Source organism: Chitinophaga sp. CF118 (genome assembly GCF_900112615.1).
Taxonomy (GTDB): domain Bacteria; phylum Bacteroidota; class Bacteroidia; order Chitinophagales; family Chitinophagaceae; genus Chitinophaga.
Genome location: NZ_FOMK01000003.1, coordinates 339432 through 351797 on the forward strand (window position 1 = coordinate 339432; position 12366 = coordinate 351797).

The 12366-nt window shown below is 36.5% G+C and carries 9 protein-coding genes; 6 read left to right on the forward strand and 3 right to left on the reverse strand.

Annotation, left to right across the window (positions count from 1 at the left end; translation table 11 throughout):
* Positions 1-64: 64 nt before the first annotated feature.
* A complete protein-coding gene (locus BM176_RS13715) occupies positions 65-817 on the forward strand; it encodes a hypothetical protein (protein ID WP_090103879.1) in 753 nt (250 codons plus the stop codon).
* Between the two features lie 5 nt (positions 818-822).
* On the opposite strand, the gene BM176_RS13720 is transcribed toward BM176_RS13715, so the two are convergent.
* Positions 823-1815, reverse strand: coding sequence for an MBL fold metallo-hydrolase (locus BM176_RS13720; protein WP_090103881.1), 993 nt, complete (start codon positions 1813-1815; stop codon positions 823-825).
* A 219-nt stretch (positions 1816-2034) separates the two neighbouring features.
* On the opposite strand from BM176_RS13720, the gene BM176_RS13725 reads away from it, so the two are divergent.
* Both BM176_RS13725 and BM176_RS13730 read left to right on the forward strand, forming a co-directional pair.
* A complete protein-coding gene (locus tag BM176_RS13725) occupies positions 2035-3057 on the forward strand; it encodes a polysaccharide deacetylase family protein (RefSeq protein WP_218162206.1) in 1023 nt (340 codons plus the stop codon).
* A 12-nt stretch (positions 3058-3069) separates the two neighbouring features.
* Complete coding sequence (locus BM176_RS13730) at positions 3070-3813, forward strand: class I SAM-dependent methyltransferase (protein WP_090103883.1); 744 nt, start codon at positions 3070-3072, stop codon at positions 3811-3813.
* A gap of 147 nt (positions 3814-3960) precedes the next feature.
* On the opposite strand, the gene BM176_RS13735 is transcribed toward BM176_RS13730, so the two are convergent.
* The gene (locus tag BM176_RS13735; protein ID WP_090103885.1) at positions 3961-4590 is read right to left on the reverse strand and encodes a class I SAM-dependent methyltransferase; all 630 of its coding nucleotides are present in this window, start codon (positions 4588-4590) and stop codon (positions 3961-3963) included.
* Entirely contained in the window at positions 4541-5458 is a 918-nt protein-coding gene (locus tag BM176_RS13740; protein ID WP_090103886.1) for a polysaccharide deacetylase family protein, read from the reverse strand. The genes BM176_RS13735 and BM176_RS13740 overlap by 50 nt, the downstream gene beginning before the upstream one ends.
* A 1704-nt stretch (positions 5459-7162) precedes the next feature.
* On the opposite strand from BM176_RS13740, the gene BM176_RS13745 reads away from it, so the two are divergent.
* The 3 genes from BM176_RS13745 to BM176_RS13755 all read left to right on the forward strand — a co-directional run bounded on the left by BM176_RS13745 (position 7163) and on the right by BM176_RS13755 (position 12363).
* The gene (locus tag BM176_RS13745; protein WP_255373509.1) at positions 7163-9025 is read left to right on the forward strand and encodes a polysaccharide biosynthesis protein; all 1863 of its coding nucleotides are present in this window, start codon (positions 7163-7165) and stop codon (positions 9023-9025) included.
* A 65-nt stretch (positions 9026-9090) separates the two neighbouring features.
* On the forward strand, positions 9091-9933 hold the full coding sequence (locus BM176_RS13750; protein WP_255373510.1) for a polysaccharide biosynthesis/export family protein: 843 nt from the start codon (positions 9091-9093) through the stop codon (positions 9931-9933).
* Positions 9934-9948: 15 nt separating this feature from the next.
* Entirely contained in the window at positions 9949-12363 is a 2415-nt protein-coding gene (locus tag BM176_RS13755) for a GumC family protein (RefSeq protein WP_090103890.1), read from the forward strand.
* The last annotated feature ends 3 nt before the right edge of the window (positions 12364-12366 follow it).

Sequence of the window (12366 nt, forward strand, 5' to 3'; positions counted from 1 at the left end):
TATTCACTGAAAGTGAAGCGGGATCTTATTGCCCTTTTTAAAACCATAAAAAACTAACAAAACCATGAGAAAGAATTATTTCCCACAAAGCATTTTTTTACTCGTTGCATTACTGACAACTTTATTTGTCAATGCACAGGATTCTCCCGTTACGGAGAAACAGGAGACTACAAGTGTCAATACTGAATGGAAAGGCACTTCGTACAGGATAGAAATGGAGAACGACAATATAACTGAGCTGTATGTGAATGGTAAAAAAATCCCGGCAGACCAATGGAGTAAATATAATACTGCAATTACGGAGATTAAAGAACAGGTAAAAAAAGACCGGGCACAGGCTGAAGTAGACCGTAAACAGGCAGAGAAAGATCGTGCGCAGGCAGAGAAAGATCGTGAACAAGCTATGAAAGATCGCTCGCTGGCAGAGAAAGACCGTAAACAGGCTGAGAAAGACCGTGCACAGGCTGAATTAGATCGTAAGCAGGCTGACTTGGATCGTAAGCAGGCAGAAAAAGACCGTGTGCAGGCGGATAAAGACAGAGCACAGGCAGATATTGATCGTAAAAAGGCAGAAGAAGATCGCAAACTGGTGAAAACAATGATCAGTGAACTGATCAACGATAAGGTCATCCCCAATGAAGAAAGTTTACATGATCTGTCACTTACTAATGATGAAATGACGGTGAACGGTAAAGCGCAATCGGCCGATATCTTCAAAAAGTATAAAACAAAATACGCCCGCTTTGCTGGTAACAGCTTTCATTACAGCAACCACTCCAAAGGTATTCAGATAGAGAGGACCAGTAAAGTAAATTAGTGAAATCAATTAACAGACAGCGGCTGCCCGGGTTTTAATATGATTACATTCTTTTGGGCAGCTGCTTTCATTAACTCTTTCGCAGGCATATCCAATGGTTCATCGGCCAAATCAAAGGTGCCATAATGCATAGGAATGAGATACTTTGCGTGCAGGTCTTCAAATGCCTGCAGGGCCTCTGCCGGAGACTGGTGGCTGGGGTTCATAAACCAGGTGGGCTGATAGGCTCCGATACCCAGGAGGGCATAATCAAAGCTACCGAATACTTCTGCCAGTTGTTTGTAATGAATATCATATCCGCTATCCCCTCCAAACAGGATACGTTTGTTATTCCCCTCAACTACAAAGCCACCCCAAAGGCGTTGATTGGTATCAAAGGCACTGCGTTTTGCCCAGTGTCTGGAAGGGATAAATGTGATCTGTATTGCAGTGGTATTAAACTGCTGATACCAGCCAGCCGTTTCAATATTGTTTGAGTTTGTAAACCGATGAACGAGCTTTTCTTCTCCCAGACCGGTGAGATATTTGACCCCGGGATTATTTCGTGATAATAACTGAAGGCTCTCTTTGTCCATATGATCGCGATGATCATGGGATAACAGGATATAGTTCAGGTTAGTAAAAATAACAGGATCTACAGGGAAAGGTGTTTGGCGTTTAAGCGTGAGTATATCGCCGAATACCGGGTCGGTTAGTAACCTGATGCCACCTATACTTATATAGAAAGTACAGTGGCCCAGCCACACAATCACATCTTCGTTGCTGTTTATCCAGGAATGATCTGTTTGTATTTCAGGTTGCCAGTGTGCTGTTTTCTTTTCTTGTTTGAATGGGTTCGATTGCAATTTCCAGCGGAGCAGGTCTGATAGTTTGGGTATGTATGGGTGAGTGAGGTTCATGAACCTGCCGTTCTTATCTACCGGTGTTCCTTTCCAGTCGTGAATGATTGTTTTTAACTGCGGATTGCTTCTATAGCCTTTGATGTCTGTATGATCCATGAGGGCTAAGATAATACCAATAAGAGAAAATTAACAATGAAGTTATAAATATAAGTATAATCAGGGCAGAATGTAAAACAAATTGGGATTTAAGAGTGTTATAGAAATAATTTAATAAAAAACTGAGCAGTAAATATTGTCTCAAAGTAAATGTTAAACCTTAAATACAGCTGAAAAGGCTGAACAAAATGTTGTTTTTCCACATCAATTATACCTTCCATGAATGAAACTAAAAAGGATACCTTGGATTATGGAAATTTTATAATATCCCTTGACTTTGAACTATTATGGGGGGTTAGAGACTGCAGAACAAAAGAGCAATACGGAAAGAATGTATTAGGTGTTCATACTGTAATACCACGTTTGTTAGAAACTTTCAGAGAGTATAAAGTAAGGGCAACATTTTCTACCGTTGGTTTTTTATTTTTTGAAAACAAGCAGGAGTTAATAAATAATGTACCTGTAAGTTCACCCAGTTATAAAAAGGTAAATTTATCACCTTACAATGATTATTTTGATTTAGTAGGTGATAATTTAAAGGTAGACTTATATCATTATGCACCTACGCTGATAAAACTTATTCAGGATTATCCAGAGCAGGAAATAGGTACTCATACCTTTTCCCATTATTATTGTTTAGAGGAAGGACAAAATATTGATGAGTTTAGAACTGATATTGAGTCAGCAATAAAAATCGGAAAAAAATATGGAATTGCTTTAACCTCTTTAGTTTTTCCAAGAAATCAATTTAATGATGAATATGTAAAAGTTTGCAATGAATTAGGAATTATTTGTTACAGAGGAAACGAGCATTCCTGGTTATATGTAGCGAAGAATAAAGATAACCGGGTTCGCAGAATTTTCAGGTTATTGGATGCTTACATAAATATATCCGGACATAATAGTTATACTAAATCCTACTTAAAGAGTAAGTATCCGATTGATATACCAGCAAGCAGATTTTTAAGACCGTATTCAAGGAGACTAAAGCTTTTGGATGGATTAAAATTGCATAGAATAAAATCTGGAATGTCATACGCCGCCAGGAATAATATGACTTACCATTTATGGTGGCATCCCCATAATTTTGGAGTAAATCAGAATGAGAATTTTTCCTTTTTAAAAAGAATATTGGCCCATTATAATGATTTAAATAAAAGGTATAATTTTCAAAGTAATACAATGTCTGAATTAGCAAACCATATTAAAAATGGAAAGCAAGAGAATAAAACTAATCAATAATCACCCTCAATCATGGAAAAATTTGAATGTCTGTATCTTAACAAGGATTGCCGTGGAGGACTGATATTTAGTGCTCCAATTCATTATTTAGTAAATCAGATTGATGAAGTGGATGGGACAACAGTTTTGGATGCGGGATGTGGAAATGGCGAAATGAGTATCTTTTTTGCTTTAAAAGGGGCCTCCATAATTGGTATTGACATTAATGGGGATAGACTATCAGAAGCACAGAATAATTCACACCGTTACCAGGTAGGAAATAACTGTACATTCATTAATACCACTACAGAAAACATGTCCATGATCACGAATGAGTGCATTGATAACGTGTTTTCGATGAGTACTATACAATATATGCAAAGGGACAAAGTGATCCGGGAGTATTTAAGGGTTTTGACAAAAGATGGCTCTCTTATATTAATCGAAAATTTACCATTTAACCCATTTATAAATATTTATCGTCTATTCAGGAAAATTACAGCGAATACTGAACGCAAGAAAAGTTATATAAAATCAATCAAAGGCTACTTAACATTTACTGAAATTGAAAATCTAAAAGATCATTTTGAAACAATTAATCATAAAGAGTTTCACTTGTTTGGAGTACTGGCAATACTGTTATTCAATAATAAAATACGATTTTACAAGCTGTTAGAAAAACCGCTAGCTATCGTAGATAGATTTTTATTGTATGTTTTTCCTCCATTAAAGAAACTATGCTGGATTACAGCTATAGTTTGTTCGAAGAAAAAATAGGATAAGTATGGTAAAAGATTCGCTACACTCTCAATCACTATTCCCTGGTTCACATTGGATATAATAGAATTGAGATCCTGTGTATTTAGGTTGTAAATCAAGTGAGTGTAGCGAATTGCTTAATTGCATAAACTAAAATAATAAACACTATTTTTTCCTGGCAATGGTTACCCATCCTGCATTTGTAGGTATAAAATCAATACTTTTAATATTGCAGTTGGCATGCAGATCTCTGATACTCTTCTCCGTATAATGAAAAACAGCACAGGTGTAACGATATCTTCGTAACGCCATCCGGAGGCCGTTTTTGGGCCATGACACTACAAATGCTTTGTTCGTTACAGCATCCATTTTTTTGATAAATGAGGCAGCATCATCAATATAATCCAATACGCCTACAGCTACGGATATATCAAAAGACTGGTCGAATTTATGCTTCATAAAATCCCCCTCAATAAATTTGCAGCGATCGGCAAGGGCTTCGGATTTTGCATTTTTCCTGGCATATTCATTCATCGATTCTGCAAAATCAATTCCGAGCAGGAGAGAAGCGTTGGAATTTTTTAACCAGGTTACACTATTCACCCCTGGTCCGGAGCCGATATCTAAAACAGTAGGTTTATCATATTCCTGTATTGTTTTTAGAGCAACGGCTGTACGTGTGTAAATACCCTGACGAAATAGTTTGTCGAAAAGAGATGGTTTTTTGTAATAACTAGCGAATAAATCACTGCGGACATCCCAATATTGTTGGGCTGTATGTGTTTGTTTTGACATTCTCAGCTTTTTTTAAACAGGTTATGAAATTATAATCTTCAAGTAGCGAACATATTTTGGGCGTAATAGAATTTCTGAAAAGATTCCAGCGCATGTTGAATAAGAATGTTTTTGCTCTTGAGTAGTTCTCGCCTGGGGGGTAATTATCTGTGCAATTTAGATTCTGTGTATCGAATTCGTACGGATGTAAATATAACATTACATTTTGTTGCTTGCTATTTTTATCCCGGAAGATACGATCTAAATAGAACTTGGGGAAAAGTCTCATATATCCGCCTCCGGCTACTGGTATTTTTTTATTATTCCACTGTGATATTGTCAGAGGGAGCTCAACAAGAGACTTCCCATTTGGTAATTCATAAAGTGTATCTTTTGTATTGAAATTTTCGATGCCATATCGTTTAAGTTTAATCGGAAAAATGCTGCTATCATAAATGAGTCCCAGGTCTGCAAGCATTTCCAATACATAAAAATTACTTTCGTCAATTGAAAAGTAAGGAGCCCGGTAACCATATACAGGTCCTCCAATGATATCAGTAATGAGTTTATAAGAATCCCGGAGATCATTATATGCATCAGCTTTGCTGAGATTGCGCATGTTTTTATGGTGCTGGCCATGCAAGGCAATTTCATGCCCTTCCTTTGCAATTTTCTTCACTAAATCCGGGCGATATTGTGCAAGCATACCCAGAATAAAAAAGGTAGCTTTCCTTTTTGTTTGAGATAATATGTCCAGTATAATCCCCGTTTGTCTGTCAATAGTTTTAAGAGGTTCCGTAACCTTCGCACTGTGATCCCTGTAGGCTAACTGACCGAAATCTTCCCAATCTATGGAAAGTGTGAATGTAGAGTTTAAATCATCTTTCATAACGAGTGAGGTTATTAGAGGTTTACAAAATCATCCGAGTAAATTCTTCTATTGTGTTGTGTTTTGGGTTGAATTTTACTTCCATATCGCAATTTGGATTAGAGAGAATTGTGGAAGTATTTAATGAAATAAGCAGGAGCAATCAAAGAAGTGATTGTTGCTATGTGAATGCGGATATAATAAGTTGATTTATACATAGTTAATGGAATGCGAAGTAAGGTTGTTTTTTTGAGAAGTTTGTTAATCCGATGTTAAGGAAGAAAAAAATACGGTGTCTTGAGGATTGCACCTAAGGGGTATTACTTATTTTTCTATAAAGCGATTGAATATAATGAGTGAGTCTGAAAGAAAAATTTACTTTCACACAAAACGATACGAACACTACTACCATTCTATGCCAGGAATGGCTTGTTAAATTAACAGATTATATATTAAAGCTACTATATGACTCGTTTAGACTTTATAGTGAACGATGAGAGAATATTGAAATTATTTTCTATCCGGATCAGATAAATGAGTTAGTAAATTTTTATAGACTATAATATTAATTTGGTATACGTCTTGAGTAGTAATAGTATTGTTTCTTTATTTATTACCATATCCATTAAGGGATACAACCTTATTATAACTATGGATCATCATCAAAAGGAAATGCCAATAAAGGAGGTAGTACCCAAAGCCACAATTACTTGCCCCAAGTGCAGGAGAGGCCTTCTTGAAGATCGCGTACCCAGAAGTTTCCTGGTTAAAACATTTCTCGGATTTTTGCCTTTAAGACGGTATATCTGTTACAGGTGTTTCAGAAAGTCGTACAAATGGTACAGTGGAAAATGAGGAAATATCAATAGGGCAGGGATATAAAGTGTAGTAAAATTTACCCATTGTTAATTTTACAGATAGAGGTAAGTTTTTACTTAAAATTATTCCTATATACTTAACTCGCGCATTTTATATTTTGTTTATTTCTCAACTGTTAAGTGTTTTAAATATCTGAGTTGTCGTCTATAAATAGTTTTTAATAAAAAATTGAAAACAATATTTAAACTTCAATTGTTATTAAGACGGACAGTAAAAAAAAAGCATGTGATGTAATTGGTATAGTGTTTGTTTGAGCAGTTATCACTATTAAGGGATACTTAAAATAGTAGTCGCACCTTAGAGTTAATTCCAATGTGTTCAACTGTCGGAGTTGTACAAAACCGATAGTAATAAATACAACCAGATCTTGTAATTGTAAGCCTCTCAAAGGCACGTGAATGATTCCTGTTTGCAGCAGGATATGTGTAATTTCTGTTTTAGTAAGAGCTTTGTCATGCGTATAAATACGTGAATTGATATTTAATTAAAAGTAGTTTCTAAGAGGACACGTGAATGTTATTAGTGTTGCAATGCATGATAGGTACAAGTAGTAAAAGTTATACTAACGATTCATTTTGATAATATTATTGTAAAATGATATTAGAGTTAAAAACATTTAATTCTATTTATTTATTCTTAACTCAAAAGTTGACAATATGTATTTATTTTGCACCCAGGTTAGAATACAAAACATTCTTTTTAAAGAGAGATAGCACGTTAGAAAAACTGATGTTTTGAAACACTGATACAGTTTTAACCTTATCTAATTAACTGATGACTAAGAGATCTTGGATTACCCCGTCCTGGCTAATATTATTGTTAGACTTAGCCTGTTCTATTGTCGGAATGAGTCTGGCTTTTTTGCTTAGACTTAATTTTAACCTTGAAGATTTTAACCTCTACCCCATACAAGACATTGTTACGGTTGTAGTGAGTGTAAATCTATTGCTTTCATTAATTTTCCGCACTTATACAGGTATTGTGAGATACACCAGTATGGCGGATATAAGTCGTATTTCCTACCTGGGATTACTTAGTGCGGCTATATACTATTATGTAGGTATAACAGCCCAGCATTACCATGCAGCTAGTATGTTTCCATTGTCTGTAATTGTGATCAACTTTTTCATAAATACTTTTGTCTTATTATCCTATCGTCTGTTTGTAAAATGGGCTTTCCGTTATTATGGTCGTTATGGTTCGATTAACAAAACGAAGGCGGTGATATATAGTGCAGGGCATTCCGGTTTAACAGTGCGTAAAGTTATCAGTGAGGATGTTTCTGGTAATATACGTATTGTAGGTTTTCTGGATGATAAACTAACCCGCAGTGGCAAACGTTTAGAAGGGTTACCCATTTATGATATTAGTAAAACTTCTCTTGAAAAACTGGTGAGGATTGATAAGATTGAGTTGGTAATATTGGCGGAAGAGTCAATGGAACCGCATATATTAAATGACCTGGTTGATAATTGTATAACACTTAATATCAAAGTACAAAAAGTATTGCCTGTAAATAAATGGATAAGCACAGGCTGGAGTCCATCGAAGTTGCAGGATATAAAGATTGAAGATTTACTCGATCGTTCTGTTATCAATATTAATAATAATGAGCAGGTAAGTCGGGAGACAAAGGATAAAGCTATTTTAGTGACAGGTGCTGCCGGTTCTATAGGAAGTGAATTGGTTAGACAGCTCGTAAAGTCTGCTCCTTCTGTAATAGTACTATGTGATAAAGCGGAGTCCCCTTTGCACGAACTGGAGCTGGAAATGGGAGATATGGCTGGCGGTGTCAAAGTAGTATCTTTCATTTCAAATATTTGTGACAGGGTGCGTATGCAACAATTGTTTGAAGTATACGAGCCAGCCATTGTTTATCATGCCGCTGCTTATAAACATGTACCTATGATGGAGAAGAATCCTTCCATTGCGGTACTCAATAATGTTTTGGGAACAAAAATTCTGGCGGAACTATCTGTAGAATATGGAGTAGAGAAATTTGTGATGGTATCTACGGATAAAGCAGTTAACCCAACGAATGTAATGGGTGCTTCAAAACGTATTGCAGAAATATTTACGCAGTCTTATAGTAATCACGTTAATAAGCAATATAAAAAAACAGGCCCTGTTTATGGTATTCCTCCAACCCGTTTTATCACTACCCGTTTCGGTAATGTATTAGGGTCTAATGGTTCTGTAATACCAAGATTTAAAAAGCAAATTGAAAAAGGTGGCCCATTAACTGTTACTCACCCGGACATTACCCGTTATTTCATGACTATTCCGGAAGCTTGCCAGTTGGTACTGGAAGCTGGTGCAATGGGACAGGGAGGGGAGATCTTTGTGTTTGATATGGGGCAACCGGTAAAGATTGCTGAACTGGCAAAGAAGATGATCCGGATGAGTGGAAGAGAACCTGGAAAAGATATCCACGTAGTATATACAGGTTTGCGTCCTGGAGAAAAATTATATGAAGAACTGTTGAATAATGCAGAGAATACGATGAGCACATATCATGAGAAGATCATGATTGCCAAGGTCCGTGAATATGATTTCGTAGAAGTGAACGATGGTATTGACCAGCTTATTTTATCCGCCCATCAACATTATCTAACCCCCACAGTTGCTATGATGAAGCAATTAGTTCCTGAATTTATAAGTAAAAATTCAGCCTACGAACAATTAGACAAGGATAAAATAAAATTGTAGAAAACATAACATTTCTTTTGGCTTTGCATTATTACGTGCAGGGCATTTAAACAGTTATTTATATAATGAAGATTATTAAAAAGAAGATTATTAAAAAGGGGAGCACCTATTACCGGCGAACTTCTGCTTTGAAATTATTACAAGTGGGTGCTACTGTCATGGTTTTATTTTCCTGCACAACATTAAAGAAAGTTACTTATTTCAGAGATGTTCCTGACAGTACAAAAGTTAAAATAATAGAACAGGCTAATTATTATACTCCTCTGATACAGACGGATGATATTTTGCAGGTGACTATTCAAACAATTGATCAGACTTCTACGGCATCTTTTAACCCACAGAATGCTGCAAGTTGGCAGATAGCATCCAGTGTGTCAGGTGAATCCGGAGGAATAAATGGTTATCTGGTGGATAGGGAAGGATATGTTGCATTGCCTTTAGTAGGGAATGTGTTAGTAAAAGGGAAAACAACTGATCTTGTGCGGGAAGACATTCGTAAGAAGGTGTCAGAATACTTCAAAGATCCGGTGGTAAATGTTCGTTTTGCCAATTTCAAGATTACAGTATTGGGGGAGGTAACCAGACCCTCAACCTATATTATGCCAAATGAGAAAGTAACATTACTGGATGCTTTAGGAGCTGCCGGTGACCTTACCATTTATGGAAAACGGGAAAATGTAATGCTGATCAGGGAAAAGGATAATAAAAAAGAATTAGTGAGATTGAACCTTAACAGCAGCGATTTGTTTAAATCTCCATATTATTATTTACAACAGGGTGATGTTGTTTATGTGGAGCCTAACAAATCCAAGGTAGCTTCTTCCGATATGGTAAGAGTCAAAAATGTGACAATTATAGCATCTATTTTATCACTCGCATTAATATTGGCAACGCGCGTTCGTTTTTAGTCTTAATTGAATTTTATGAATGTAGATATACACCAAAATGGTACATCAAATGGATCTTTTTTTCCAGAGATTTCACAGAATAGTGGACCAGATGTAAAAAAGGTATTACACACCGTATTAAGGAACTGGTATTGGTTTTTAATAGGCGTTATTATTACAGTAACTGCGAGTTGGCTTTATTTAAGATATACTACACCAGATTATAAAGTAAACGCAAAAATCCTGGTAGAAGATGATAAGAAAGGTGGTGATCTTGGCGGCCAGGGAGTATTTCAGGAGTTGGAATTGTTCAATGCAAAAAGCAGCGTTGATAATGAAGTTGAAATGCTGGAATCACGTACGCTTATGGAGAAAGTTGTACGCGATCTTGAGTTAAACATCAGCTATTATGGGGAAGGATGGGTAAAGCAGACTGAATTATTTGAGAATTTACCATTCAGCATACACTTTCTATCTTTGAAGGATACCCTGACGTCGATTAATTACATTGTAAAAACATCTGATAAAGGTACAGTTACAATAGAGCGGAGCGGTATTAAAAGACAGGTAAGCTGGAATGATACACTTCATTTTCCTGAAGGCGTATTACAGGTAAGGCGAAATGCCATTATTCCATTGGGAGATAAGAGATATGTAGTGAATGTTTTATCAATAGATAAGACAGTTGCAAACTTTCAAAAGACCATTACAATTGCTGCTCCTAATAAACAGGTAAGTACCATTGATCTTACAATTACAACAAAAACACCTGTTAAAGGAGAGCGTATAATTAATAAATTAATTGATGATTATCTGAAGGCGAGTGTTGATGATAAAAACCGTGTGGCAGACAGTACAATTACTTTTGTAGATAATCGTCTCGGAATAGTAAGTGTAGAATTGTCCGGAGTAGAGAAGGATATCCAGGAATTCAAGCAGACGAATGAATTAGCGGATCTGGATCAGCAATCCAGAGCATTAGTATCTGGAATGGGAGATCTGGTTAAAACATTAACGGAAAAGCAGGTTCAGTTGAATGTGGTTACCTCCCTGGAACAATATGTGAAGGATAATCAGAATAATAAACGCGTTGTACCTTCTACTCTCATTGTGCAGGATCCTACATTTATTGCATTAGTTGAGAAATACAATTCTGTGCAGTTGGAAAGAGAGCGGCAATTGATGTTCGGTACAACTTCTAATCCCGTAGTCCGTAATCTTGATGAACAATTAATAGGGCTAAGAGCAGATCTGCAAAATAACCTTACTTCATTGAAGCAGGGAATTCAGGTGAGTATAAATGAATTGCAGCGTAATGCTGACATGTATACACAGAAAATAAGGCAGGTGCCGGGAAAGGAAAGAATATTTCTTGATTATTCCAGGCAGCAGGCAGTAAAGCAGGAGTTATATCTGTTCTTACTGAAAAAGCGTGAAGAATCTGCGATATCCAAATCTTCAAATATTCCAATCGCTAAAGTAATTGATGCGGCCAAAAGCGAGGCATCGCCATATAAACCTAAGCCACCTGTCATTTACATGTTATGTATTCTACTTGGCTTGGGACTTCCGGCAATCGGCCTCTATTTGAAAAATGCACTTAACAGGCGTATCATACAAAAAGATGATATTACAAATAATACACCCGTTCCCATCCTGGCGGAAATAGGCCATAATAGTAGTGAAGAAATCATTGTAGCTGGTCAGGATAGCAGAACTCCTATCTCAGAACAGTTCCGTGCGTTTCGTACAAACTTGCAGTTTGTATTACCCGGTAAAGATGAAAAAGTGCTCCTGTTTACTTCCAGCATGAGTGGAGAAGGGAAATCTTTTGTAGCTACCAACCTAGCAATGGTGTTGGCTCTTTCCAATAAAAAAGTGGTGTTGCTCGAAATGGACTTACGTAAACCGAAGATCTCTGAAAAACTCGGATTAAAGAATAATGTTGGGTATAGTACATATGTCATTGGGAAAACTACGTTGGACGACCTTGTTTCAGAATCGGGGTTACATGTTAATTTCTCAATTATTAATTCAGGCCCAGTACCCCCTAATCCAACAGAAGTATTAATGCTGCCAAAAACAGAAGAACTGTTTGCTCAGCTGCGCAGGCAGTTTGATTATATAATCATTGATACTGCTCCAATCGGATTGGTAACGGATGCTCAATTACTTGCCCGTTATGCAGATGCAACTATATATATGGTTAGACAGAATTTCACTTTTAAAGAGCAGATGAGATTAACCAAGGAGTTATATCAGCAACATAAACTACCGAAGTTGAACATAGTAGTGAATGATGTTAGAATGGACTATGGACAGGGCTACGGCTATGGCTATGGTTATGGATATGGCTATGGTTACGGGTACGGGTACGGTTATGGTGCTTATGGAGAAGAACCTAAAAAGAAAAGGTTCAGGTTAAATAATAATCAGAAAGTAAAAAAATAATAG